The 24,276-nt window shown below is 67.2% G+C and carries 21 protein-coding genes; 13 read left to right on the top strand and 8 right to left on the bottom strand.

Annotation, left to right across the window (positions count from 1 at the left end):
• Window positions 1-56: 56 nt before the first annotated feature.
• Entirely contained in the window at window positions 57-551 is a 495-nt protein-coding gene (locus tag ACUYM2_RS09385; RefSeq protein WP_481599822.1) for a tetratricopeptide repeat protein, read from the top strand.
• Here the strand turns inward: ACUYM2_RS09385 and ACUYM2_RS09380 are convergent.
• The 3 genes from ACUYM2_RS09380 to ACUYM2_RS09370 all read right to left on the bottom strand — a co-directional run bounded on the left by ACUYM2_RS09380 (window position 548) and on the right by ACUYM2_RS09370 (window position 3,475).
• On the bottom strand, window positions 548-1,858 hold the full coding sequence (locus tag ACUYM2_RS09380; RefSeq protein WP_481599821.1) for a hypothetical protein: 1,311 nt from the start codon (window positions 1,856-1,858) through the stop codon (window positions 548-550). The genes ACUYM2_RS09385 and ACUYM2_RS09380 overlap by 4 nt on opposite strands.
• Before the next feature lie 181 nt (window positions 1,859-2,039).
• Window positions 2,040-2,372 carry a helix-turn-helix domain-containing protein gene (locus tag ACUYM2_RS09375; protein WP_481599820.1) on the bottom strand — a complete coding sequence of 111 codons (333 nt, stop codon included), beginning with the start codon at window positions 2,370-2,372 and terminating at the stop codon, window positions 2,040-2,042.
• 5 nt (window positions 2,373-2,377) lie between these two features.
• The gene (locus tag ACUYM2_RS09370) at window positions 2,378-3,475 is read right to left on the bottom strand and encodes a tyrosine-type recombinase/integrase (RefSeq protein WP_481599819.1); all 1,098 of its coding nucleotides are present in this window, start codon (window positions 3,473-3,475) and stop codon (window positions 2,378-2,380) included.
• Between the two features lie 476 nt (window positions 3,476-3,951).
• On the opposite strand from ACUYM2_RS09370, the gene ACUYM2_RS09365 reads away from it, so the two are divergent.
• The 3 genes from ACUYM2_RS09365 to ACUYM2_RS09355 all read left to right on the top strand — a co-directional run bounded on the left by ACUYM2_RS09365 (window position 3,952) and on the right by ACUYM2_RS09355 (window position 6,878).
• Window positions 3,952-5,082 (top strand): tyrosine-type recombinase/integrase, encoded by a 1,131-nt coding sequence (locus ACUYM2_RS09365; RefSeq protein WP_476975974.1) that lies wholly within the window; start codon window positions 3,952-3,954, stop codon window positions 5,080-5,082.
• Window positions 5,075-5,428: a helix-turn-helix domain-containing protein gene (locus ACUYM2_RS09360; RefSeq protein WP_201433288.1), complete on the top strand. Its 354-nt coding sequence runs from the start codon at window positions 5,075-5,077 to the stop codon at window positions 5,426-5,428. The genes ACUYM2_RS09365 and ACUYM2_RS09360 overlap by 8 nt, the downstream gene beginning before the upstream one ends.
• A 379-nt stretch (window positions 5,429-5,807) precedes the next feature.
• On the top strand, window positions 5,808-6,878 hold the full coding sequence (locus tag ACUYM2_RS09355; protein ID WP_476975973.1) for a tyrosine-type recombinase/integrase: 1,071 nt from the start codon (window positions 5,808-5,810) through the stop codon (window positions 6,876-6,878).
• Window positions 6,879-8,303: 1,425 nt separating this feature from the next.
• On the opposite strand, the gene ACUYM2_RS09350 is transcribed toward ACUYM2_RS09355, so the two are convergent.
• Window positions 8,304-10,721: an ATP-binding cassette domain-containing protein gene (locus ACUYM2_RS09350; protein ID WP_481599818.1), complete on the bottom strand. Its 2,418-nt coding sequence runs from the start codon at window positions 10,719-10,721 to the stop codon at window positions 8,304-8,306.
• 170 nt (window positions 10,722-10,891) lie between these two features.
• Between ACUYM2_RS09350 and ACUYM2_RS09345 the strand changes: the two genes are divergently transcribed.
• The 3 genes from ACUYM2_RS09345 to ACUYM2_RS09335 are packed head-to-tail and all read left to right on the top strand — an operon-like array spanning window position 10,892 to window position 14,006.
• A complete protein-coding gene (locus ACUYM2_RS09345) occupies window positions 10,892-12,121 on the top strand; it encodes a type III polyketide synthase (protein WP_481599817.1) in 1,230 nt (409 codons plus the stop codon).
• Window positions 12,122-12,132: 11 nt separating this feature from the next.
• Window positions 12,133-12,849 carry a class I SAM-dependent methyltransferase gene (locus tag ACUYM2_RS09340; RefSeq protein ID WP_481599816.1) on the top strand — a complete coding sequence of 239 codons (717 nt, stop codon included), beginning with the start codon at window positions 12,133-12,135 and terminating at the stop codon, window positions 12,847-12,849.
• The gene (locus ACUYM2_RS09335) at window positions 12,846-14,006 is read left to right on the top strand and encodes an FAD-dependent oxidoreductase (protein WP_481599815.1); all 1,161 of its coding nucleotides are present in this window, start codon (window positions 12,846-12,848) and stop codon (window positions 14,004-14,006) included. The genes ACUYM2_RS09340 and ACUYM2_RS09335 overlap by 4 nt, the downstream gene beginning before the upstream one ends.
• 14 nt (window positions 14,007-14,020) lie before the next feature.
• Here ACUYM2_RS09335 and ACUYM2_RS09330 read toward each other — a convergent pair whose 3' ends face one another.
• Window positions 14,021-14,431 (bottom strand): nuclear transport factor 2 family protein, encoded by a 411-nt coding sequence (locus tag ACUYM2_RS09330; RefSeq protein ID WP_481599814.1) that lies wholly within the window; start codon window positions 14,429-14,431, stop codon window positions 14,021-14,023.
• A gap of 108 nt (window positions 14,432-14,539) precedes the next feature.
• Here ACUYM2_RS09330 and ACUYM2_RS09325 point away from each other — a divergent pair, with 108 nt between their 5' ends.
• Together ACUYM2_RS09325 and ACUYM2_RS09320 are read left to right on the top strand one after the other, a co-directional pair.
• Window positions 14,540-15,454, top strand: coding sequence for a hypothetical protein (locus ACUYM2_RS09325; RefSeq protein WP_481599813.1), 915 nt, complete (start codon window positions 14,540-14,542; stop codon window positions 15,452-15,454).
• Window positions 15,455-15,463: 9 nt separating this feature from the next.
• Window positions 15,464-16,159: a peptide deformylase gene (locus ACUYM2_RS09320; protein WP_481599812.1), complete on the top strand. Its 696-nt coding sequence runs from the start codon at window positions 15,464-15,466 to the stop codon at window positions 16,157-16,159.
• A gap of 10 nt (window positions 16,160-16,169) precedes the next feature.
• Here the strand turns inward: ACUYM2_RS09320 and ACUYM2_RS09315 are convergent, their stop codons facing one another.
• Complete coding sequence (locus tag ACUYM2_RS09315; RefSeq protein ID WP_481599811.1) at window positions 16,170-18,242, bottom strand: S9 family peptidase; 2,073 nt, start codon at window positions 18,240-18,242, stop codon at window positions 16,170-16,172.
• Window positions 18,243-18,352: 110 nt separating this feature from the next.
• Here ACUYM2_RS09315 and ACUYM2_RS09310 point away from each other — a divergent pair, with 110 nt between their 5' ends.
• From ACUYM2_RS09310 to ACUYM2_RS09295, 4 genes are all read left to right on the top strand, one after another.
• On the top strand, window positions 18,353-19,216 hold the full coding sequence (locus ACUYM2_RS09310) for a methyltransferase domain-containing protein (protein WP_481599810.1): 864 nt from the start codon (window positions 18,353-18,355) through the stop codon (window positions 19,214-19,216).
• 124 nt (window positions 19,217-19,340) lie between these two features.
• Window positions 19,341-19,802 (top strand): NfeD family protein, encoded by a 462-nt coding sequence (locus ACUYM2_RS09305; protein WP_481599809.1) that lies wholly within the window; start codon window positions 19,341-19,343, stop codon window positions 19,800-19,802.
• A 129-nt stretch (window positions 19,803-19,931) separates the two neighbouring features.
• On the top strand, window positions 19,932-20,894 hold the full coding sequence (locus ACUYM2_RS09300) for an SPFH domain-containing protein (protein WP_481599808.1): 963 nt from the start codon (window positions 19,932-19,934) through the stop codon (window positions 20,892-20,894).
• 293 nt (window positions 20,895-21,187) lie between these two features.
• Window positions 21,188-21,535, top strand: a complete 348-nt coding sequence (locus tag ACUYM2_RS09295) for an RNA polymerase-binding protein RbpA (protein WP_136322768.1) — start codon at window positions 21,188-21,190, stop codon at window positions 21,533-21,535.
• 78 nt (window positions 21,536-21,613) lie between these two features.
• Here the strand turns inward: ACUYM2_RS09295 and ACUYM2_RS09290 are convergent, their stop codons facing one another.
• Entirely contained in the window at window positions 21,614-22,351 is a 738-nt protein-coding gene (locus tag ACUYM2_RS09290) for a polyprenol monophosphomannose synthase (RefSeq protein ID WP_481599807.1), read from the bottom strand.
• A 147-nt stretch (window positions 22,352-22,498) separates the two neighbouring features.
• Window positions 22,499-24,202: an amidohydrolase gene (locus ACUYM2_RS09285; protein ID WP_481599806.1), complete on the bottom strand. Its 1,704-nt coding sequence runs from the start codon at window positions 24,200-24,202 to the stop codon at window positions 22,499-22,501.
• Window positions 24,203-24,276: the final 74 nt, after the last annotated feature.

Here is a 24,276-nt window from a genome sequence, read left to right as displayed (position 1 = left end):
GCTTCCGGAGCGCGGCCGGCTTCTACGCTTTTCGGGTCTCTGGCAGACTTTGGTGCATGGCTAATGACTGGGAGGCGCGGGTTAAGAGCTTTTGGGCCGATGCCGATGACGCCGACGATGCTGCGATGCTGACGGCGATGGGGGCTCTGGTCGGTGAGCGGCCGGCCGACGATGCTGCGGCGGTCTATGAGTGGGCTTCGGTGCAGGATTACCTTGGACGTGAGTCGGCTGCCATCCCGCTGTATCGACGGGCACTGGACCTCGGGCTCGACGACCCCCGGCGACCCCAGGCTCTCGTCCAGCTGGCCAGCTCTCTTCGAAACGTCGGGGAGGCCGGCGAAGCGATTGGAATACTGGAACAGATGCGTGCCAGTGACATCGTGGGGGACGCGCCCCAGGCCTTTCTGGCACTTGCCCTGTTTGATGCGGGCCGGCCGGGAGACGCCCTCCGGGTCGCTCTGAGCGCTCTCGCAAAGACCCTTCCCGTGTATGAGGGAGCCGTGAAACACTATGCCGGTGAGCTCCCGTCCGGCCATGAGTCCGCCGGCTAATGGGCTTTCGCTGGATACCTTGACCATGGTTCGGCGGCTGCTGCGGCATGCCTTTGGGTGACCTGATAGCTGTAGCCGAGCATTTCGGCAACGAGCGGGGCGGGAACTTCGGTGACGAGCGCGCGGAGGGATGCGTTGCGTGCGCCGAGGAGGTTGATGCCGAGCTCTCTGAGCCGCTCCATGAGGGTGTTGGGGTGGATGTGTTGCCCTGGCCGGTAGCCCGGGAACAGCCATTCGCTGCCCGAACTGCTGCCGGTGCGCATGTTCGGGCGTGAGGCCAGGTGTTGATTGAGCAGCGATGCGAAGGGCTCCGGGACTGGTGCAGGGTCGCCTTTGCCCAGGGACAGGCGCAGGCCGTCGGGCGTGAGGATCACGTCGTCGCTTCTCATCGCGGCGATCTTCACCACTGGCTGGGCGTAGAGCAGGAGGAACGTTGCCGCGACCCGGTAGGGCAGAGTGTCGACGTCGTCGGTGAGGCAGGCTTTGAGCATGGCGAGCCGCCGGTCCTGACCCAATACCGGCACGGTCTTGGCCTGCCGGAATCCGATGGTGATGTTGGTGCAGGTCCGGTTCTTGACCGCCCAGACGAAGAAGGTTCTGATGGCGTGTCTGGTGGTGGGGCCGTCGGCCAGCCAGGTGTCGACGTCGGCCTGGACGCAGGAGTCGACGGTCCGTCCGTGGGTGAGTTTGAGCCAGGTGAGGAACTTGATGGTTTCGGTGATTTCCTGCTTCGCGCTGTGGACGGGGCCGCGGGTGGGTTTCCCGTATGTAGACAGGCTCCTGATGCGTCGCAGGTGGTGCCACCGGGCGAAAGACTCGACGGGCCGTCGGATGTCGGCGTCGTCAACGTCCCCCAGCTTGCTGGAGAGCCACCGTTGAAAGAGAGCGAGGTAGTGGTCCCGGTCCGGGAGTAGCTTGTGGTGGGTGAGCAGGCTGCGCATGTGTTCCACCCGCAGGCTTTTCGGCTCCTGATCCAGTGCCTCGTGGCTGAGCGGGATCTCGCCGGTGGCAAGCCGTTGGAGCAGGTCGTGGACACCGGTTTTACGGAGCCACGTGAGGATGCTTTCGGGGCGCTGGGCTCCGCAGAGCGCGCCAAGCAGTATCGTCGCCGTCGCTTCCGATCCCCGGGCATCGTCGACGCGCAACAGGACGGTGAGGTCGTCCCGAAGTGAACAGCGGGCGCACGTGTTCTGGCGGTAGTGCTCGGTTTCCGTGCCGCAGCGTGAGCAGTGGTAGTCCTGGGTGATACCTGCGCAATCGACACAGACCGGTTGATCGCCGTGGGCAGCAGACCGCCCGGGAAGCATGCGCTCTGTTCGGCAGCCGGGGCAGGGCCCGTGCGTACGCATGGCGACAGTGAAGCAGGTCCCGCAGACCCTGCCTTCAGGCCAGCTGGCGCGGTGCCTGCCGGCTGTCCGTGAGCATCTGTCGCAGGTGAAGTTCCCTGTCGTGCGGGGCCGGCCCCGCCTGATGGGCCGCGGGGTGATCTCAGCCGTCATCGCGGATCACGCGGGCGCGTTTGGGACGGATGGTCTTGTTCAGCTCCACGACGTTCGCGTCGGAGGCGGCCTTGCGGACTTTCGCGTCCGCGGCCGTGACGGTGATCAGGTCCTCGGGTCCGCAGCCGAAGATGTCGCAGAGGGCGGCGACCATCATCAGCGAGACGCGTTCCGGGCGCTGGGTGACCAGGCGGTAGACCTGTGAGGCCGACAGTTCGATCCCGCGTTCCTTCAGGAGGGGGCTGAGGTCGGTGCTGTTGTGCAGTCCCCGGGCCGCCATCAGTTCCGGAAGCCGCCAGCGGTAGTCGATCTGTCGTTTCATGAGGTTCAGTCTCCCATTCCGGCCAGCGCGTCCCGGACGGTGGAGTCCAGGGCCCGGCGCAGCGTTTTGACCCTGTAGTCGCTGGAGACCGAGGTGTAGAGGGCGGTGGTCGAGGCGTGCTCGTGGCCGGCCTGGTGCTGGACGAACAGGGGATCCATGCCGGCCTCGATCAGATGCGTGATGTAGGAACGGCGCAGCGAGTGGATGTCCAGGCCGGGGGAGAGGCCCAGATCCTCGCGGTAGCGGTTGAACCGACGGTTCAACGCAGTTTCGGACACGAGCGTGCCGCGTTCGGACGGAAAGAGATCCAGGCCGTCCGTCATGTGTCCGTGGCCGCGTTCCAGCCAGTCGGCGACGATTTCGCCCGACCAGTCAAACACCGTCAGGACACTCCGGCGCTTCGGGGGAGAACCCTTCATGGCCTTCCCGTACCGGACCTGCAGGACCCCGTACTTGCCGAACTCCCGGGCGTGCGGGTTCCGAGAAAAATCGACGGTCTGCAGGTGCCGGACCTCGTTGCGGCGCAGCCCCCAGCAATAGGCCACCTTGAAAAGGACCGCGTCACGATAGGCCGGCAACCAGCCTTTGCGTCCCAGCGACGCGATCCGGTCGACTTCATCGTCGGCGCGGTCAAAGAAGGCCTGCAGCTCGCGGCGGGTGAACGGGCGCCGGCCCGGGGACGATTCAGTGGCCTGGGCGTGGACGGCGGTGTTCCAGTCGAAGCAGACCTGCGAGGGATGCGCCCCGAAATACTGTTCGCAGATCCTGTCCCAGCCGTAGTCAGGGGAAGCCACGTAGGAGCAGAAAGCGCGCAGGGCTGCCTGATAGGACCGGATCGTGGACTGGGCGGCGTGCTTCTCGCTGCGCAGGTCTCCGAAGAACTCATCGACGTGGGCCGGTGTCCACTGCCAGGGGTATTCGTTGGTGGATTCCTGGAACCGCATGACCAGCCGTTCCCGGGACTCGATGGTACCCAGGGCGAGGTTCCGGCTCAGCTGCTGGTTCCGCCATCCGGTGAGCATCTGGGCGAACACCTGATCCTCGGGATGCAGGAACCGCACAGCGCCGAACTCCAGCACCCGGCCGGCAGAATCAACCGCCACAACAATCCTCCCTGACATTGCATTGGATGCATGAATCATGCAATTAATGCAGGATCGTTGCAAATCCGCGGGTAAAAGGCTCATGTTCGACGGAAATAGGTGCCCGGATGGCCGCCCGGATGTCTCCCGCAGGATGCCTCGTGCCACCCAGCGTCGGAGCATTGATGCAGGTCAGGACCAAGAGCTGCTTGTCGGAAGGGTCCGTTGCGACGGCAGAGTGCCTGGTGCCGACGATATTGCATCAGATGCAATAATCACGGTTCTACTTTACATAATGTTGATTATCGGCGTTAAAGTGGGACCAGTAGAAGTAGATGAGAAAACTGGTCTCTCTGTGCTTTTAGCCGTTTTTGCAGGTCAGGCTGATGTGGCGATGCCTCGACGTCGATCGGCATGAAAGGGTCGATCCGCGCGCTGCTGCGGCACAACAACGTAATCTCTCATTAAATGAGAGATTTTTGCGTACAGTTTGATCAGTGAGCATCGAACCTGGGCGGATTCCGGCCTTTCTGACCAACGTGAATGTCGGGCTGCTGCGTGCCGAGGATCGTGTTTTCGAGGCGATGTTGGCTGGTTGGCGTGCGCAGATGCTGGCGCGTGGCCTGTCGACGTCGTACATCAAAAGCTCGTGCGGGACAGTCCAGCGGTTCCAGGAGCACGCCAATGAGTATCCGTGGACGTGGACGGCCCATCATGTGGACGAGTTCCTGGCGGACCGGCGCAGCTCAGAGAAGGGTCTGGCGCTGTCGACGTTGAGGGCTAATTCCGGGGCTATCAGGGCGTTTTGCTCCTACCTGACGGACGGGCGTTACGGCTGGGCGTCGTTCTGCGAACGGGTCTTTTCGGACATTCCGGTGCAGGTGGTCTTCGAGTGGAACTCGCCCCGGCATACGACCGATGATGCCGTGCCGGCGCGGCGTCGGGCCTTCACTCGGACCGAACTGCAGACCTTCTTCGACGCCGCCGACGACCTGGTCGACGCCGAGTTCGCCAAGGGTTCAAAACGTTGGCTGCCGGCGCTGAGGGACTCGACGGCGTTCAAGGTCGCTTACGCCTACGGGCTGCGCCGGCGTGAACTGGTGATGCTCGAGTACGTCGATTTCGGCCCGAACCCGCACGTTGAACAGTTCGGACGCTTCGGGGCGCTCCAGGTCCGCTGGGCCAAGGGAACCAAGGGCTCAGGGCCCCGCCGCCGGACCGTGCTCACCGTCCCGGAATTCGACTGGGTGGTGGGGCTCCTCGAGTACTGGCTCTCCCCTGACGGCCGCAAACGATTCCCCACCGCTGACCGGTCAGCCAGCCTCTGGCCATCAGAGCGCTCAGGCTCAACTGTTTACCGCAACTTCGATCGTTCGTTCCAGCGGGTGCGGAAAATCGCAGGGCTCCCGGAAGAACTGACCCTGCACACGCTGAGGCACTCCTACGTGACGCACCTGATTGAAGCCGGTTACGACCCGCTGTTTATCCAGCAGCAGGTCGGACACAGCTACTCCTCCACCACGGCCCTCTATACTTCCGTGTCGGCGGACTTCAAACAGAAGACCATCCAAAAAATGATCGCCCAGCGGCTACGCAAGGGCGACGGCGAGGGGAACAGCCATGGCTGAACAGCGACGGATCGGCTACCGCTGGAACCTCCGGCAGCTCATGGCCCAACGAAACCTCTGGAAAACCACCGAGCTGCTCCCCCTGCTCAAGGCCCGGGGCATCAACCTCTCCAACGCCCAGGTCCACCGGCTCGTCACTGGAACACCCGAGCGCATTCCCGCCCAGACCTTCGCAGCCCTCTGCGACATCCTCGAGTGCACGCCCAACGACCTGTTCGAGCCCTTCGTGCAGATGCGCGCTGCCAAGACCGCGAACGCCCCAAAGCGGCCAGAAGACCTGGGCATCACTCCCGGTGCGCCAATTGCCCGCCGGATCCGGGTTCTGCCACCGGACGAAGATGACTAGGCCCCGTAAAGCTGGCGACCCCGCAAAATGGCCTGAAGCCTGCGCCCGCTGCGCCGAACACCATCAAATCGCAGTTCGGTGGCCCGACGGCGGAATCTGCGGCTACTGCTACCAACAGGCCAAAAGAACTCGCGGCAGCTGCGCCTGCGGCCACGAGGGAGTCTTGCCCGGCCGCGTCGACACCCTGCCGGCCTGCCGGAAATGCTCCGGCGTCCACCTCAACGTCGACTGCATCTCATGCGGCAAAGAAGACGAACTACACTCAGGCAACCGATGCTGGTCATGCATCCTTGCCCTGACCGTTGACCGGATCCTCAGCACGCCGGACAACCGGCCGCCCTCCCCCGAACTCCGGGCAGTTGGAACCGCTCTGAAGTCCATGAAACGCGCCAACAGCGGACTCACCTGGATCCAGCAACCACACGTCACCGAGTTCCTCCAACAACTCGCCACCGAGCCTGCGATTACCCACGCCCGCCTCGACCAACTCCCGGCATCACGCACCCGCGAATACGTCCGCGGACTCATGGTCGAACACAACGCACTGCCGCGACGAGATGAACTCAGTGCAAGGTTTAGCGACTGGGCCGAGCAGGCCCTCGACCGGATCACCAGCCCAAGCCACCGCGACATCACCCGCCGATACATCCGCTGGCACCACCAGCGCCGCATGAATCAGATGGACGAAGTCACCCGAGGAACGTTCCTGCGGGCCAAACAAGCAGTCACCGTCGCCATCGACCTGCAGAACTGGCTCAGCGAACAAGGCATCGAACTCGCCGAAGTGAACCAGGCACACCTGGACCGATGGCAGGCAGAAGGCCCCACGACGCGAGGCATCGCGTCACGATTCCTCGACTGGGCAATCAGGACAAGCCTCATCGATCCCTCCCTGAAACTGCAGCCCCACCGTCGTGGCACCAGCCCGCGGCTCGACGCCGCCGCTCAGACTGAACTCGTCACCAATCTCAGCCGCACGGCCGACATGAACCCGAGAGACCGCGCAGCAGCCATTCTCATCCTGGTCTTCGGCCAGCAAGTCTCGGACATCGTCAAACTGACCTGGGACAACGTCACCGTGACAGAGGAACTCGTCACCATCACCCTCGGAACCGTCAAAATCGCACTTGCGTCACCGCTCGATGAGCCCTGGCGCGAACTCGCAGCCAAGCCAACCCATCACCAGACAGCAGCGCACCGCAACAGCAACTGGGTATTCCGCGGCGGCTCACCCGGCCAGCACCTACAGGCCTCAACCCTCACTCAACGGCTGAGCACGGCCTTCAGCAGTCGCGCGGCCAGGCTCGGAACCCTCCACGAACTCACCAAACTCGCCCCCGTGGCCATCATCGCCGAAGCCCTCGGCTACTCCCCGGGCACAATCGATCGCCACGCCATCGACTCATCCGCCAACTATGCCCAATACATCGCCATGCGCCGCCCCGTATGAGACACACCGCTACTGCGTTCGTTGGATTACATCAGCGCTTGGAGAACTCACTCCGAGCCTCTCGAAGCGACATCTCCCTCCTGCGGAAATCAACTTGTTGTTGGGCGAGCGTCGCGGTCCCGTAGGACGCGTCTCGGTCAGCTGGAATACCGAGGGCCGTCAAGTACTCAAGAAGTAGGGGTCGATCGAATCGATCCCGAATTCGGCGAGCCGAGTATCGATCCGCTTGTTCGAACTCAAGGGGATCGCCCGACGAGAACCATGTCCACCTGCCATCCGTCGCAGTGGCAGAAATTGACCGGACATACAAAAGTGGTGGCTGACCGGTCGGACCGAAAAGTTCCAACTGAGTTTGACTATGCCCAGGTCCATATGTCGGAACGCAGCTTGCTACGACACAACGAACTCCCAACCGGCGCGACAAAGCTGGAGAGGGTGCGGTCGAATCACCACCATGAAGGAAGTTGTTGATCAGAGCCGTCCAACCACCGCACTCGGCGGCCAGCAGGCGGGTCCACGGCGCCTCGAAGGGAAGCATCAGTGGCAGTGCCTCAGTCAGAGCGATGCCGGTTGCCCTCAACTCCCAGTCATCAGAAAGACTACTCAGGACGCGGGAAAGTGGAGCTTCAAGAAAATGCACGACGGATCCCATGGGGTTGGCTTCCCCACCAAGCAAAACAGTCACAGCATCACGCTATAGGGTCCGCCCAACGAACGGCTTCCGGGAAGCCAACTCGTCCCACATCAACACGTCCCGCTGCCAGTTCCTTGAGGAGTCGGGAGGGGCTGCCCAAGCGCTGCTGTTGTACATACCGCCGGTTTGGTCCGCTCCAGCGAAAACACGCTGGCGCACATCCTTCGCCCCAACGCAGCCGGAGCGTCGCCGGCAGTATCGGTCTGATGTTGTGCGAGATGGCGCCGCGGGTTCCGGATTTGGATGGATTCGGGATGCGCTGACCACAATCGGCACAATTCCCGGCGTCACCCGCTTGGTAATAACCAAGCTCTGTCAGGTCATTGGATGCGGACTTTTATTCGGTATTCCAGGTGGATATTGCAGCCGTGGTGCACTCTACGAAACCTCCAGAGCCGGCTGTCCTGAATGGATTCCGCTTTCCCGGAGCCTTTAGCCGTGAGCGGGCTGTTCTGGGCCGTGGGTGCACCCATGCTGCCCGGGGCCGCTGTGGGCAACCCCGTGGGGGCCGGCCACCTGCGACTACTCCCCTGCGCAATTTATCGAAAAACAAGTTTATGGAATTATTAGAGTTATTGCCTTATATTAGAGTTGGTTCTCAATAAATACTGGCTCTCCCCCGATGTAATAGAATCCGGCCGCATTTTTGTGTGCTTTCTGCCAATGATGCTCAAGGACAGCCAATAAACAATTAGTTCTTCGCTAACTGACGACGCGGGCAGGGCCTCGGTTCACGCGCTGACATACGCCGCCAGATGTTCGCCGGTCAGGGTGGACCGGGCGGCGACGAGGTCGGCGGGCGTCCCCTCGAAGACGATCCGGCCGCCGTCATGGCCGGCGCCGGGGCCCAGGTCGATGATCCAGTCGGCGTGTGCCATGACCGCCTGGTGGTGCTCGATGACGATCACGGACTTGCCGGAGTCCACCAGCCGGTCCAGCAGTCCGAGCAGGTTCTCGACATCGGCCAGGTGCAGGCCCGTGGTCGGCTCATCGAGGACGTAGACGTCGCCCTTCTCGGCCATCTGCGTGGCCAGCTTGAGCCGTTGCCGCTCGCCGCCGGAGAGCGTAGTGAGGGGCTGGCCAAGGCTGAGGTAGCCGAGGCCGACGTCGACGAGCCGGTCGAGGATCTTATGCGCCGCCGGCGTGCGGGCCGCCCCTTCGCCAAAGAACAGCTCGGCCTCGATCATCGACATCGCCAGGACTTCAGCGATGTCGCGGCCGGCCAGCTTGTATTCCAGCACCGACGCCTGGAACCTTCGACCCTCGCAGTCCTCGCAGGTGGACTCGACCGTGGCCATCACGCCCAGCTCGGTGAAGATGACACCTGCACCGTTGCAGGTAGGACAGGCGCCCTCGGAATTGGAGCTGAACAGCGCCGGCTTCACGCCGTTGGCCTTGGCGAACGCCTTGCGGATCGGCTCAAGCAGGCCCGTATACGTTGCAGGGTTGCTGCGCCGTGAACCCTTGATGGCACCCTGGTCGATCAGCACCACGCCGTCCCGGCCGGCCACCGAACCCTGGACCAGGGAGCTCTTGCCGGACCCGGCGACTCCAGTAAGCACGCAAAGCACACCGAGCGGGATGTCGACGTCGACGTCCCGGAGGTTGTTCGTTGACGCGCCGCGCACCTCGAGGGTGCCCGACGGCGTCCGGGCCGTTTCCTTGACCGCTGCCCGGTCGTCGAGGTGGTGGCCGGTGATGGTCTCACTGGCCCGCAGGCCCTCCACACTTCCCTCGAAGCAGACACTGCCGCCCCCGGTGCCCGCGCCGGGACCGAGGTCCACGACGTGGTCAGCGATGACAATGGTCTCCGGCTTGTGCTCGACGACGAGCACGGTGTTGCCCTTGTCCCGGAGCTGCAGCAGCAGCTGGTTCATCCGCTCGATGTCGTGGGGGTGCAGCCCGATCGTCGGCTCGTCGAAGACGTAGGTGACATCGGTCAGGGATGAGCCGAGGTGGCGGATCATCTTGGTGCGCTGCGCCTCTCCCCCGGACAGGGTCCCCGCCGGCCGGTCCAGCGAGAGGTAGCCCAACCCGATCTCGGCAAACGAATCGAGCAGGTGCCGCAGGCCCTTCAGGAGCGGCTCGACCGAGGGCTCGTTGAGCTCGCGGACCCACCTGGCGAGGTCACTGATCTGCATCGCGCATAGTTCGGCGATGTTCTTCCCCTGGATCTTCGAGGACCGCGCTTCCTTGCTGAGCCGGGTGCCGCCACACTCGGGGCACGCCTGGAAGGTAATGGCCCGGTCGACGAAGGCCCGGATGTGGGGCTGCATCGCCTCAACATCCTTGGAAAGCATTGATTTCTGGATCTTTGGAATCAGGCCTTCATACGTGAGGTTGATGCCCTCGACTTTGATCTTGGTCGGCTCCTTGTAGAGCAGGTCGTTCATTTCCTTTTTGGTGTACTTCGCAATTGGTTTGTCCATGTCGAAACCGGCGCCGCTGAAGATGCGGCCGTACCAGCCGTCCATGCTGTAACCGGGGACCGTCAGGGCGCCGTCGGCGAGGGACTTGCTATCGTCATAGAGCGCCGTCAGGTCAAAGTCGGAGACCGAGCCCATCCCCTCGCACCGCGGGCACATGCCGCCGAGGTAGACCGCGCCGTGCACCACACTCTTCTCAACCCGGCCGCCGGCTTTTTCGGTGCTCATCACCCCGCTTGCCTTCCGCGTCGGGACGTTGAATGAGAACGCCGTCGGCGGTCCCACATGGGGCGTGCCGAGCCTGCTAAAGAGGATGCGCAACATGGCGTTGGCATCGGTGGCCGTGCCAACGGTGGACCGCGGGTTCGCGCCCATCCGCTCCTGGTCGACGATGATCGCCGTCGTCAGCCCCTCCAGGAGGTCGACGTCGGGCCGGGCCAGGTTGGGCATAAAGCCCTGCACAAAGGCACTGTAGGTTTCGTTGATCATCCGTTGCGACTCGGCGGCGATCGTGGCGAACACCAGCGAGCTTTTGCCCGAGCCGGACACGCCCGTGAACACAGTCAACCTGCGCTTCGGGATCTCAACGCTGATGTCCTTGAGGTTGTTCTCCCGGGCGCCCTGCACGCGAATGAGGTCGTGGGTGTCGGCGACGTGCGGCGACGGCAGCCGCGTGTCTGCCTGCGTGTCCGTCTGGGTCCGTGTCCCGATGGGTGCGCTCATCGTGTCTCCCTCTGGTCGGCGGGGCCGCCCGGAGGTGTCCGTCGGCGCCGCCTGGCTCGATGGGACCAGCTTAGAACAGCCGGTAGTTTTATCCCCCGCCGGGCTGCCCGGCAGGCGGACCGTCGTCGACGATTCATTGTCATATCGCCGGCCCTCACTGAGAATGAACCATGACGGTCTACCTGAGGTCCCTGGAAACTGCTGTTCCGCCCACCGTATTGATCCAAGCCGAAGCCCGCGATGTGTTTGCCGCGCAGCCGGGCCTCAGCCGGCTCGGCTCCCGGCTCGTGAGCACCTGCTTTGACTCCGCCGCCATCGACACCCGCTATACCGCTCTCGCCGAACTGACCACCCGCAGCCGGGCGGAGAACCCGCAATTCTTCGACCCTGCCACCGGCCTGCTGCTCAGTCCCAGTACCAAGGTCCGGAACGACATCTTCGCCACCGAAGTCACCAAGCTCTTCATCGAGGCGGCGGAAAAGGCTGTGTCCGCCACGCCCGGCATCGACCGCAGCGACATCACCCATCTCGTCACGGTCTCCTGCACCGGCTTTTTCAACCCCGGACCCGACTACAAGATCGTCCGGGCGCTCGGGCTGGATCCGGCGGTCCAGCGCTACCATCTCGGTTTTATGGGCTGCTACGCCGCTTTCCCGGCGCTGCGGGCCGCCAAGTCGTTTTGCGACGCGGACCCGGAAGCCGTGGTGCTGGTGGTCTGCGCCGAACTCTGCTCCCTGCACGTCCGGACCTCCAACGACCCGGACACCATCATGGGATCGGCCTTGTTCGCCGACGGCGCGGCGGCCGCCATCATCAGCGCCCGCGAAATCCCGGACCAGCCAGCGCTGCTGACCCTGGATAGTTTTGCCACGGTCCTGACTCCGGTGGGCGAGGAAGCAATGGCGTGGAACATCGGCGACGAGGGCTTTGAAATGGTCCTCGGCAGCTACGTCCCGCACATCATCGATGACCACATCATCGGTGCGCTCGAACCGCTGCTGTCCGGCGACGAGTCGCTCCTTGGGCGCCCCTACCGGGACATCCGGCACTGGGCCATCCATCCCGGCGGCCGCAGCATCCTGGACAAGGTGCAGTCCAGGCTGGGACTCAGCGACGAGCAGCTGGTTCCGGCCCGGGAAACCCTGCGGAACTACGGCAACATGAGCAGCGCCACCGTATTGTTCGTGATCCGGCACATCCTCGACCTCCCCGCAAACGGGGAAGACACGGGTACTGCGGCGCCCGACGGCGGGGAGCGCATCTGCTCGATGGCGTTCGGTCCGGGTCTGACGGTGGAAACAGCGCTCTTCACCAAGATCACCGCGCCACGGCCGGCCGGGCCCGCCGGCGCCGACCCGGAACAGCGCGGTACGCCCCGGCCGGCAGCCGTGCCGGCCTGAGCGCCGGTACCATGGCACTGCTGAGCACCCGCGCCCTGGACGCCGTCGAGGAGATGGACCGGGCTGATTGCGACCCGGCCCGGCTGGAGCAAACATATGCCCAGTTCGCCCTGGTCAACCGCGCCGTATCCGGGTGGAGGGGGATTTACCGGCACCAGCTGCGGCCGTTGCTGTCCGCGTCGTCGGCCACCACGCTGCTGGACATAGGCTGCGGCGGCGGCGACGTACCGGTGCTGCTGTCCCGCTGGGCGGCACGGGACGGGCTGCGCCTGGACATCACCGCGATCGACCCCGACCGGCGGGCGGCTGCCTTTGCCGCGCGCCGCAGGGCCCGCGCCGGCGTCACGTTCCGGCAGCAGACCGCGGCAGAGCTGCTGGCCGAGGCTGCGCGCTTCGACGTCGTGGTGTCCAACCACGTACTGCACCATCTGGACGCCGCGGAGCTGGCCGGTTTCCTCGCGGAATCGGCCGCGCTGAGCACCGGCAAGGTCCTCCACAGCGATCTCCGGCGCAGCCCGGCCGCGTACGCCCTGTTCTCCGCAGGCGCCCTGGTCTTCCCGGGCTCCTACATCCGCCGGGACGGGCTGACCTCGATCCGGCGCAGCTACACGGCGGCGGAACTACGCGAGGCCGCTCCCCCGGGCTGGAGCGTGCTGCCCCGCTCCCCCTACCGAAACCTGCTGATCCTGGATAAGACACGCGCGCGCAGCGCCGGCGGCAGGCCGTGACAGACGTCGTGATCGTCGGCGGCGGCCCGGTTGGGTTGTTCATGGCCGCCCTGCTGCTGCAGCAGGGGCTCAGGGTGGCTGTGCTTGAACAGCGGACAGCGCCGGAAGCGCATTCGCGGGCCATCGGGATCCATCCACCTGCGCTCGACGCGCTGGGGCGGATCGGGGTTGACCAGGAACTCGTCCGCCGGGGCATCCCGATCCGGCGCGGCCTGGCCCTCAGCGGCGGCAGGGCGCTGGCCGAAATGTCCTTCGCCCGGGTGTCGGAACGGTTCCCGTTCGTGCTGTCCCTGCCGCAGGGTCGCACCGAAGCCGTGCTGGAGCAGCGGCTGCGGGAACTCGACCCGGCGGCATTGCACCGCGGCGTGCGGGTGACCGGGCTGCGCGACGACGGCCGGCAGGTCGAGGTCCAGGCGTGCGACGGCGGACGACCGGTCAGCTTCGCGGCGCCCCTCCTGATCGCCGCAGACGGGGTCCGGTCCGCCGCCCGGGCCGCCCTCGGCGTGCCGCTGCGGCACAGGAACTACCCCGACCGCTACCTCATGGGCGACTTTGCCGACGGCACCGGCTTCGGTGCGGATGCGGCGCTGTTCCTTGCCGGCGACGGCATCGTCGAATCGTTCCCGCTGCCGGGCAAACTGCGCCGCTGGGTGGTCCGCCTGGCCCCGGACGCGCCCCGGGCCGGGGCGCCGGACGCGGGCCCCGTCAACAGCGCCGACGCCGGGTGGCTGGCCCGGGAGGTCCGGCGGCGTACCGGCATCGACGTCGACGCCGGGAGCAACAGCATGCTCAGCGGTTTCGGCGTGCGCTCCCGCCTGGCCCGGCGGATGGCCGCGGGCCGGGGCATCCTGATCGGGGACGCCGCCCACGAGATCAGCCCGATCGGCGGCCAGGGCATGAGCCTGGGCTGGCTCGACGCCCTGGCCTTGGCACCGCTGGTGCCGACGCTCCTGGCCAACGGCCGCACTGGACTGGCCGCGTTCGAACGCGACCGGCTGCGCCAGGCGGCGCGGGCGGCACGCCAGGCGGAGATCAACATGGCACTGGGCCGGCCGCTGGGGGCGGGTCCGCTGGCCGCCCGCAACGGCGCGATCGCCGCCGCCGCAGCTGTCCCGGCCCTCAACCAACTGCTCGCCCGGCGCTTCACCATGCAGTAGCCGGGAACGCCGCGCTACACCTGGCGCGGCGGGTAGTAGCAGTCGTAGCTGTGCTGGCTTACGATCCGGCCGTCCCGGACCTCAAACACCGACGCGGTCCGCGCCCGGATCGTGTCGCCCTCGTCCCAATACGGCAGATCCATGATCACGGTCGCGGACCATTCAGCCTCCACGACCACCCGCCCGCCCTCGCACGTGCTGCGCTGCACTTCGAAGCGCTGGCCCGAGACGATCTCGCCGCTCTGCTCGGCGCCGTCCAGGACCTGCTCCAGGGTGCGCGTGGAACCCGCCGGCCCGAGCAGATGCGGCGCCTCGGTCAGGACGTAGTCCTCGGCCAGGAACGGGCGGAGCGCCGCTGCGCCGCCGCCGGCTTCGATGGCCCGGAACAGGCCCAGAACGCAGTCAAGGGGTGTTGCTGGAGTCATGGACTTCAGGCTAGCCGACGTGTCCGGCAGTCCGGCCCTGCCCCGCCGTGACGTCCCGGCGGCCCGCTGACCGGCGCCGGCCGCCTGCCCGCGGCCTAGACTGACCGCATGGGCAGTTTTCCCCCGATGCTCCGCCGGGCCGCCGCAGCGCTGGCCCTCCTGGCGGCCGTCTCCTGCAGCCCGGACACGGGACCCGGGACGGCGGGACGCGGATCGTCGCCGCCGGCTGCCGGGCACGGGCCGTTGACCGCGGAGCTCAGCCAGTTCCGCGACAACTACAGCAGGCAGATCATCGAGATCCAGCTCACGAACACCAGCGGCGCCGCCGTCACGGTGCTCGCGGCCACGCTGCAGAGCCCGCTCTTTGGCTCCGACATCCGCTGGACGTCCGCGGGGGCGGGAACCGAGCTGCCGCCGGGCCAGACGAAGAGCCTCCCGGCCCGGCTGCCGGCCGCGTCCTGCCCCGCGCAGCCGGACGCCCGGCCGGGCGCCGCCGTCGAGGTCCGGGTCGCGGAGGCGGCCGGGGCTCCGGCGACGACGCTCACTGCGCCGGCGGCCGATCCCTTCGGCGTCCTGGCCCGGAACAATGCCGAAATGTGCGTGGCCCAGGCCGCCGCCGCGGTGGCCGGCTTCCGGTTCAGTCCCGACCTTCGGCTGTCCGCCGACGGCCGGACGGCCGTCCTGCGCCTGGTCATCAACCCGCGAAAGGCGGCCGGCGCTATTGCTGGCGGCCCGACGCTGACCATCAACAGCATCGGCGGGACCACCCTGCTGGAAGAGGACCGCAGCGCTCCGTGGCCGCACGGGCTCCGGGTGGACGCGGCCGGGCCGGTTCTCGAACTGCCGCTGGGTATCCGTCCGGCGCGGTGCGATCCGCATGCCGTCGCGGAGGACAAGGTGGGCACGCTGATCCCGCTCCGGATCACGGTTGGGGGCCGGGAGGGAGTCCTGAAGATCGGCGCCGGCGCGCTGCTGCGCGGACGCATCTACGATTTCGTCACTTCAGCGTGCGGACGCCAGTAGTCTGTTGCCATGTCTTCAGACGCGAGGAACGACGCAAACACCGACGCCCCCCACTCGCAGGCCAGCGACGAGAGCATCCGGGAAGCCGTAAGCGAGGTCCTGAATGCTGGGGTGCTGCCGCCCATCGTCCAGGTGGGCCACCCCGTCCTCCGGCAGCAGGCCGTGCCCTACACCGGCCAGCTCGACGAAGCGGAGCTGGGCCGGCTGATCGACCTGATGCGCAGGGTGATGCACAAGGCCCCGGGGGTAGGCCTTGCCGCGCCGCAGCTGGGGATCCCCCTGCAGCTTGCCGTCCTGGAGGACCGGTTCGACGTCGACCCGGACGTCGCCGCCGCCCGGGGCCGTGAGCCCCTGCCGTTCTTCGCCATGCTGAACCCCCGCTACGAGCCGACCGGCACCGCCAGGAAGGCCTTCTACGAGGGCTGCCTGTCACTCAACGGGCTGCAGGCCGCCGTGCTGCGGCCGGAATCTGTACAGCTTGAGTTCACGGATCCGGACGGCACGCCAAAGCGGCGCGACTTCACCGGCTGGCAGGCCCGCATTGTCCAGCACGAGACCGACCACGTGCACGGAATCCTCTACCTGGACCGGGCCGAACTGCGGTCGCTCAGCAGCAACGCCGAATACTCCGCCCGCTGGGCCCAGCCGGACATCGACCGCGCCCGGCAGGAACTGGGGTTCCTGCCGGGCGGGTCCGACGGTTAGCCTGGCGCGTTCAGCCTGCCTGTTGCGCCGCTGAATGGCCGGCCGGGGCGGGGTTCGCCGCGGTCGGAAGATGCCGTGACCACCACTGCAGGATCTGGTCGAAGCGCTGCCGGCGGTGATGCGGAGTGCCGGACCGGGACAGTTCGTGGTTCTCGCCCGGGAACACGAGGAACGCAGCTTCGACACCCAGTTGCTTGAGGGCGGTGAAGTAGCGCTGCCCCTGTTCCACGGGGCAGCGCAGGTCCTCCTCGCTGTGGATGACCAGGGTGGGCGTCCGTACCTGCTCCACCCGGGCCATAGGGCTCTGCGCAGCCATCTGCTCCGGGGTGCGGCCGGTGTACTCTCCGCCGAAGAACCAGCCGATGTCCGAGGATCCGATGAAGCTCACCGGATCCAGGAAGCCGCGCTCCACGACCGAGGCCTTGAAGCGGTGGTCGTGGCTGATCGTCCAGGCCGTCAGGTAGCCGCCGTAGGATCCGCCCATGATGCCCAGGGCATCGGCGTCGAGCTCCTCGAACTTCGCCAGCGCACCGTCCAGGAAAGCCAGGACGTCCTGCATGTCCACGGTTCCCATTCGTTCCTTGATGGAGCGGCCGTGGGCCTGGCCGTAACCGGCAGAGCCGCGGGGGTTGCACATCAGCACGGCGTACCCGGCCGCTGCGTAGACCTGGGCCTCGTCGAAGAGCGCCCCGGTGAACTGGGCGAACGGGCCGCCGTGGATGTTGAGCAGCACCGGGTGCGGGCCGTCGCCCGTCGGCGCGACCAGCCAGCCGTGCACCGGATAGCCGTCCCCGGACGCGAAGGTGAGTTCCTGCGGGGCGATGACCCCCGCTTCAGCCCGAAGCGGCGCCGAGAAATCACTGAGTACCCGGAGCCGGCCGCCCTCCAGGACCGCGACGTCCCCGGCGGACTCCGCGTCGCTGAAGCTCAGCAGCAGCGCGCCCCCGTCCTCTGCAGCGCCGGTGACCACGCGCCCGCCTTCGAGCAGCACGCTGCGTTGGCCGTCAGGGCCGAAGTCCAGCAGTTGCACGGCGCCACGGGAGTTGTTCAGCACCAGGACGCCGTCGGAACCGCGCAATTCAAGGGGGCCGCCAAGGTCCATGGTCTCCGCGTCGCTCAGCGTGTCTGCGTCCCCGCCGCCCGCGGGCATGACGTACAGCGCAGTGTTGCGGGCCACGAAATCCACACCGTCGGGGCCCAGGTCCTGGGCCGCGAAGTAGAGCCATTGACCGTCCCGGCTCTGCCGGACGGCGGTGACGGACAATCCGGCGGTGTTCCCGGGAACCACCGCCTCGGGGCCGTCGCCGGCCGCGGCGGGATCAACCGGAATCCGGTAGATCCCGCTCACCAGGTCGTTGTCGCTGCCCTCATGCAGGGCGGCGGTGAAGTACACGGAGCTGCCGTCGGCGCTGTAGCGGGCGCCGTTGTGGTCGGTGGCGGCCGTGGTCAGCTGCCGCGCCTCCGGCAGGCTCCGGCCACCCTTGGCCGCGTCGGCGGCCTCGGCGGCCTCGGCGGCCTTGAGCGCCCGGCCGGCGGCAGGCACCGGCGGCTCCTCGTCCAGGTCCGGGACCGCGACGACGAAGAGCTGAAGGGGCTTGTCCGCGGTGTACCCGACGCCGTTCATCCGGTATTGGTAATCAGTAATCAGACGGGCATCCTCGGCTCCTGCGGAGACCCCGTCGACAGTGCCGTAGCGGCCCTCCTCCGGCGTCCTGGCGCTGAAGACGACGCCGCGCGAATCCGGTGCCCAGGTGAAAGCGCTGACACCCAGCGGCGCATCCGTCAGTGGCACGGGCTCCCCGCCGGTCGCCTCCACCACATGCAGCTGCGGTTTGCCTCCGGCCGCGGCGCGGAGGAATCCGAGCACCCGGCCGTCCGGCGAAAACTCCGGTGCGGTGTCACGGAAACCGCGGGTCAGCCGGCGCGGTCGCAGCGCCGGATCCACCGGCACGTTCCACAACTGGCCCACATAGGCGTCGGCGTCGAAATCAGGGCGGACCACGGACACGACGGCCCGGGAGCCATCCGGGTGCACGGCGGGCGCTGAAACGGACTTGAGCAGGGGCAAATGTTCGGATTTCACGATTGCGAGCCTAGCCCTTGCGGCCGCTGGGGTGAAATACCTCACACCATCCCGGCGCGGCCGGCGGATCGCGGTGACCGGCGGAACGTGCCGGCCCTACGATGGACTCTATGCCCGCTGCTCCCCTCGCCGCCCTCGTGTGCCCCGTGTGCCGGAGCCCGTTCGCGGCAGGCAGCGGCGGCCGCACCCTCAAGTGCCCTGCCGGTCACAGCTTCGACGCCGCCCGGCAGGGATACTTCAACTTCCTGACCGGCAAAGGCACCGTCTTTGAAGCGGATTCCGCGGACATGGTCGCGGCCCGCTTCGACTTCCTGTCCGCCGGGCATTACCGGGGACTGGCCGAGGCCGTTGCCGACCTTGCCGCCCCGTTCCTCGCCGGGCCGGACGCCGCAGTCCTCGATGCGGGCACCGGTACCGGGCACTACCTGCGCGCCGTGCTGGACCGCGCACCGGCCACCGCCATCGGGGTGGACATCTCCAAATTCGCGCTGCGCCGGGCGGCCCGGCTGAACCCGGAGGCCGTCAACCTCGTCGCCGATGTGTGGCAGCCGCTCCCGCTCTCGGACGACGCCGTCGACGTCGTCAGTGTGGTTTTCGCGCCGCGCAACGCCGCCGAGTTCGCCCGGGTGCTCCGACCGCGCGGGCGGCTGATCGTGGTCACGCCCAGGCCCGGGCACCTGGCCGAGATCGCGGGCCAAACCGGCATGCTGGGAATCGAACCCGCCAAGGAGGAACGCCTCGCCGCGTCGCTCGCCGGGCACTTCGAGGCCCGCGAGGTCCGCGAGTTGGACCTGGTGCTGCCCCTGGCGCCGGCCGACGTCGCCAACCTCGCCCTGATGGGACCCGCCGGGCACCACCTGGACCGCGAAGCCCTCGCGGCCAGGGTGGCCGGCCTCCCGGCCCGCACCGCCGTCGCTGCCCGGTTCCGGATCAGCGTCTTCGAGCCGCGTCCCGCTGAGGCCGGATCCGCATAACGACTTGGCCACGTTCGCCCGCTAACGCCGGCGGCCTGTCACCCTCCCAACCGTCCGGCTTAGGATGGAACCAGCTTACGGAGGGTCTGCGCTCGCAGCTCCCGGGCGGAGCTAAGGGGGAACGATGTTCGAATGGCTGGCTGAAAACTGGTGGGCGCTATGGCTCACGGTCTTCCTGGTGTTTGCCGTGGTGGAAATGCTCACCCTCGACCTCTTCTTCATCATGCTCGGCGGCGGCGCCCTGGCCGGGCTGGTTGCCGCTTTCGCCGGCGCCGACTTCTGGCTGCAGATTGTCGTCTTCAGCGTCGTCTCCCTGCTAATGATCGGCTTCGTGCGGCCCGTGGCACTCAAACACCTGCGCAGCAGCCCGGCGGACCAGCGCAGTAACGTCGAACGCTTGATCGGGGAATCCGCCCTCGTCGTCGAGCCGGTCAGCGCCAACGGCGGCCTGGTCAAGATCGGCGGTGATGTCTGGAGCGCCCGCTACGAATCCGGCGTCCTCGCCCCCGGGCAGCACGCCGTCGTCAGGGCCATCGACGGCGCCACCGCCGTCGTCATCCCGCAGCAGGGCCCGGCCGGGCAATAACACCCGGACCGATGTGAGCCTGCCCCTCCGGGGCACAGTCCTCCTGCAGCCGCCACCGGCCGCAGGACCAGCGGCAGCCAGGCTGCCGCCCAACAAAGCAGAACCACACAACTGGGGAAAAGGTGATGTATGGATATCGCAGTCGCAATAGTGCTGCTGGTACTCGTTGCGTTCGTAATAATCGTTCTGGTGCGCTCGGTGCGGATCGTGCCGCAGGCGCGTGCCGGCGTCGTCGAGCGCCTGGGCAAATACCAGCGGACGCTGAACCCGGGCCTGACCATCCTGATTCCCTTCGTTGACCGGCTGTTGCCGCTGCTCGACCTGCGCGAGCAAGTCGTCTCGTTCCCGCCGCAGCCGGTGATCACCGAGGACAACCTCGTGGTGTCCATCGACACCGTGGTCTACTTCCAGGTCACCGATGCCAGGGCCGCGACCTACGAGATTGCCAACTACATCCAGGCTGTCGAGCAGCTCACCACCACCACGCTGCGCAACGTGGTGGGCGGCCTGAACCTCGAAGAGGCCCTGACTTCCCGCGACCAGATCAATGGACAGCTCCGCGGCGTGCTGGACGAGGCGACCGGCCGCTGGGGTATCCGGGTCTCCCGGGTTGAACTCAAGGCGATCGATCCGCCCCACTCCATCCAGGACTCGATGGAGAAGCAGATGCGCGCCGAGCGTGACCGCCGTGCCGCGATCCTGACCGCCGAGGGCACCAAGCAGTCGGCGATCCTCACGGCCGAAGGCCAGCGCCAGTCCTCCATCCTGAAAGCCGAAGGTGACGCCCAGGCGGCGATCCTGCGGGCCGACGGTGAGGCCCAGGCCATCCAGAAGGTCTTCGGTGCCATCCATAAGGGCAACCCGGACCAGAAGCTCCTCGCCTACCAGTACCTGCAGACACTGCCGAAGCTTGCCGAAGGCAGCTCCAACAAGCTGTGGATCATCCCCAGTGAGGTCGGCGAGGCCCTCAAGGGCATCGGCAGCGCCCTGGGCGGCACCAACCCCGACCCGCGGGCGGAGGCTCCGGGCGGTATGTCCGGCACGCCGTCGCCGGCGTCCACCGCCGCTGCGGTCCCGACGCCGGAGTCCTGAGCCGGGGTCAGCGGCACCGAAGCTACAGGTGACCTGGGGGCACCCGCCCGTGCGGGTGCCCCCAGGTGCGGCCCGGCTTTACCCGCAGCGGCACGCCCGCGTATAGTGGGTTATTTGTCCGGACGGTTCAGCCTGTCGGAACAATTACGCTTCGCGGCGCGTTATACCTACTGACGATTTCTGCAGTGGTGAACGCCACGCAAAAAACGCATGCAAAAGTAGTCCGGCGCGGTCCTCGCGGCCCCCGGCTAGCGCAGGGCACGGCCCTGCGAACCGATCATAAGGGAGAAAAGATGAGCGATCGCAGCCTGCGGGGTATGCGCCTTGGCGCACAGAGCATGGAGACCGAATCCGGCGTCGAACCGGCTCCGCGCCAGCGCGTTGAGTACCGTTGCGCGGACGGCGAGCAGGTGTTCGTGACCTTCTCCTCCGAAGCGGAAATTCCCCCGGTCTGGGTTTCCAAGACAGGCAAGGAAGCCCTGTTGGTCGACGGCGAACGCCCCGTCAACAGCAACGAGAAGGCCGTGCGCACACACTGGGACATGCTGCTGGAACGGCGCTCCCTGCCGGAGCTTGAGCAGATCCTGGAAGACCGGCTCACCATCCTGCGCGAACGCCGGGGCGAACGGCGATCCGCCTAGGCAACCAGCCCCACGTCAAAAGGCCGGGCCGGCACCTCGTTGAGGTGCCGGCCCGGCCTTTTTTGGTCCCGGCTGCTCCTACTTGCGGCGGAGCTTCGAGCTGAGCGTGTTCCAGCGTGCGGTCAGGCCCCACCTGGTGACGTTGATCATGGCCTCGACCACGATATTGCCGCTCATCTTCGAGGCGCCCAGTTCGCGCTCCACGAAGGTGATGGGCCGTTCCACGATGTTCAGGCCCAGCTTGGCCACCCGCCAGGCCAGGTCCACCTGGAAGCCGTAGCCGACCGAGTCCACCGAATCCAGGTTGAGCTTTTCCAGGGTGGACCGGCGGAAGGCCCGGAAACCGCCGGTAACATCCTTGATCTTCACGCCCAGCATCATCCGCGCGTAGGTGCTGCCGACGCGGGAAATGGCCTGCCGGTACAGCGGCCAGTTCACGACGCTGCCGCCCGGAATCCAGCGCGAACCCATGGCGAGGTCTGCGCCCTGCTCCACCGCTTCGATCAGCTGGGGCAGCTGCTCGGGCTTGTGCGATCCGTCGGCGTCCATCTCCACGAGGATGTCGTAGCCGGCGTCCAGGCCCCATTTGAAGCCGGCGATGTAGGCCGCCCCGAGCCCGGCTTTGCCTTCACGGTGCAGGACGTGGACCTGGCTGTCCTCGGCGGCGATACGGTCCGCCAGCTGCCCCGTGCCGTCGGGGCTGTTGTCGTCAACGACCAGGACGTCGGAGGCCGGCACGGCGGTGCGAAGACGCCCAAGGGTCTTGGGCAACGATTCCAGTTCGTTGTAGGTCGGAATGATCGTGAGGACGCGCACAGCGGGGCCTTTCCTTGAAGGGAGCGGTCGATGGGCCGGAACGGCCGGTTATTAGCCGACGACGGGCACAGCTTCCCATTATAGACAGCCGGCAGGCCGCCGCCCGTGTTCCGGCCCGGGTGGCGCGGGGCACACCACGCCGGCGGCTCAGCGCCCGAGCGAGCCGTTGTTGAAGAGCTCGGCACCGTCCCGCACGGTCTGCAGGCAGACCGGGTCGTTGCCGGTGTCCAGTGCTGGCAGCAGCGGTGTCCGGGCGCGCGGGTCCGTACTCCAGGACTGGACCCGGCCGTCGGCCACCTGGACCATCAGCTCTTCGACTTCCCAGACCGCGAAGCTGGCCGGGGCGCCGGGGACGAGTTGGCCGGCCATCGGGTTCCGGTAGCGGGCCGCCCGCCAACCGGCCCGGGTGTGGCCCAGGAAGGCTGCGCGGGCCGAGATCCGCTCATCGGCGTTGTGGTGTTCCAGGCAGGCGCGCACGCTGGACCAGGGCCGCAGCGCGGTGACGGGACTGTCACTGCCGAAGCAGACCGGCACTCCGGCGGAGTAGAAGGAGCCGAACGGGTTCATGGCCGTGTGGCGGGAGCCGAGCCGCTGGGCGTAGAGGCTGCCCCCGCCGCCCCAGAGGGCGTCGAAGCCGGGCTGCGCGCTCACGGTCACCGAGTACTTGGCCAGCCGCGCAATGGCGGCCGGGTCGGCGAGTTCGACGTGCTCCAGGCGGTGGCCGGCGGCGCGGACGCGCTGTTCCCCTACTTCGGCGGCGGCCTGGTCCAGGGCGTCGAGCGCGGCGTCGAGCCCGGCGTCGCCGATCACGTGGAAGCCCGCCTGGATTCCCAGCACGGAGCACGCAGCCAGGTGCGCCGCGGCTTCGTCGACGGACAGGTAACGGGTGCCCCGCTCCCCCGGCGCGTCGCTGTAGTCGCTGCGCAACGCCGCGGTGCGCGAACCGATTGAGCCGTCCATATTCAGGTCCCCGGCCAGGCCCAGGACCGGCACGCCCAGGCTGTCGAGGATGGAGCGGGCCTGTTCTACCGAACCGGCGAGCTGGCCCCAGTAGGGCAGGACTTCGGGGACTGCACCGCCGGGCCGGTCCGCGGAATTCCAGCCGGCCGCGAGCTGCAGGTCCTCGATGCTGCCGATGTGCGGCGCCGCCATTTCCGCCAGGGCCACGTAGCCGTTGGCCGCCGCCTCGGCCAGGGCGGCCTGCTGGTAGCCGCGCAGGGCGTCGACCGGGAGCTGCCGGGCGGCCAGCCGCGCGGCGGTGTGGGCAGCCCGTTTGACCTGACCGTCGGCGGCATAGCCGTCCAGGTGCTCCAGGCCTGAGGCGGACGCCAGGGACGCCGAGACCAGCGCCGAGTGGACATCCACCCGTGAGAGGTACACCTGGCGCCCGCCGGCGGCGCGTTCGAGTTCCTCGCGGCTGGGCAGGGTCGGATCGTCCCAGAGCGTTTCATCCCAGCCGTGCCCCAACACCGTGCCGCCCGCAGTGGAAGCGGAGACGCAGAAACCGGCGACGGCGTCGAGCAGTTGGGCCGCGGAACGGACGCCGCCCAGCTGCAGCGAGTCCAGCGCGATCCCGGTCTCGGTCAGGTGGACGTGCGAGTCGACGAAGCCCGGGGCGAGGAGGGCGCCCTGCAGGTCGATGACCTCCATTGAGGCGTCGGCGATGGACGTGGCGGCTTGTTCCGAGCCGACCCAGGCGACGGTGTCGCCGTCGACCAGCATGGCCGTGGCGAAGGGATCCGCTGCGGTGTAGACGGAGCCGTTGCGGTACAGCGTCACCTTTCGCGGTGCAGCCTCTGCCTGCGGTGCCTTAGGCGCCCCGGACAGTGAATCGGAGGGTGAATCGGTCATGGGGAAACTCCTCGTAGCTGGGGGCCCGGCAGCGGGCCCGGCCTGTGGGTAAGGTCAGGATGGAAGGCGGGGCG

The sequence above is a fragment of the Arthrobacter sp. SD1074B genome, from assembly GCF_056780195.1.
This window is presented reverse-complemented; position numbering and strand designations above follow the sequence as displayed.

Bases quoted from the DNA above. Each gene is read 5' to 3' on its own strand.
- ACUYM2_RS09385 (WP_481599822.1), top strand. From the start codon at position 57: ATGGCTAATGACTGGGAGGCGCGGGTTAAGAGCTTTTGGGCCGATGCC.
- ACUYM2_RS09325 (WP_481599813.1), top strand. From the start codon at position 14,540: ATGGGCAGTTTTCCCCCGATGCTCCGCCGGGCCGCCGCAGCGCTGGCC.
- ACUYM2_RS09295 (WP_136322768.1), top strand. From the start codon at position 21,188: ATGAGCGATCGCAGCCTGCGGGGTATGCGCCTTGGCGCACAGAGCATG.
- ACUYM2_RS09380 (WP_481599821.1), bottom strand. From the start codon at position 1,858: ATGCTTCCCGGGCGGTCTGCTGCCCACGGCGATCAACCGGTCTGTGTC.
- ACUYM2_RS09345 (WP_481599817.1), top strand. From the start codon at position 10,892: ATGACGGTCTACCTGAGGTCCCTGGAAACTGCTGTTCCGCCCACCGTA.
- ACUYM2_RS09330 (WP_481599814.1), bottom strand. From the start codon at position 14,431: ATGACTCCAGCAACACCCCTTGACTGCGTTCTGGGCCTGTTCCGGGCC.
- ACUYM2_RS09350 (WP_481599818.1), bottom strand. From the start codon at position 10,721: ATGAGCGCACCCATCGGGACACGGACCCAGACGGACACGCAGGCAGAC.
- ACUYM2_RS09310 (WP_481599810.1), top strand. From the start codon at position 18,353: ATGCCCGCTGCTCCCCTCGCCGCCCTCGTGTGCCCCGTGTGCCGGAGC.
- ACUYM2_RS09360 (WP_201433288.1), top strand. From the start codon at position 5,075: ATGGCTGAACAGCGACGGATCGGCTACCGCTGGAACCTCCGGCAGCTC.
- ACUYM2_RS09320 (WP_481599812.1), top strand. From the start codon at position 15,464: ATGTCTTCAGACGCGAGGAACGACGCAAACACCGACGCCCCCCACTCG.
- ACUYM2_RS09375 (WP_481599820.1), bottom strand. From the start codon at position 2,372: ATGAAACGACAGATCGACTACCGCTGGCGGCTTCCGGAACTGATGGCG.
- ACUYM2_RS09355 (WP_476975973.1), top strand. From the start codon at position 5,808: ATGAAACGCGCCAACAGCGGACTCACCTGGATCCAGCAACCACACGTC.
- ACUYM2_RS09300 (WP_481599808.1), top strand. From the start codon at position 19,932: ATGGATATCGCAGTCGCAATAGTGCTGCTGGTACTCGTTGCGTTCGTA.
- ACUYM2_RS09305 (WP_481599809.1), top strand. From the start codon at position 19,341: ATGTTCGAATGGCTGGCTGAAAACTGGTGGGCGCTATGGCTCACGGTC.
- ACUYM2_RS09285 (WP_481599806.1), bottom strand. From the start codon at position 24,202: ATGACCGATTCACCCTCCGATTCACTGTCCGGGGCGCCTAAGGCACCG.
- ACUYM2_RS09340 (WP_481599816.1), top strand. From the start codon at position 12,133: ATGGCACTGCTGAGCACCCGCGCCCTGGACGCCGTCGAGGAGATGGAC.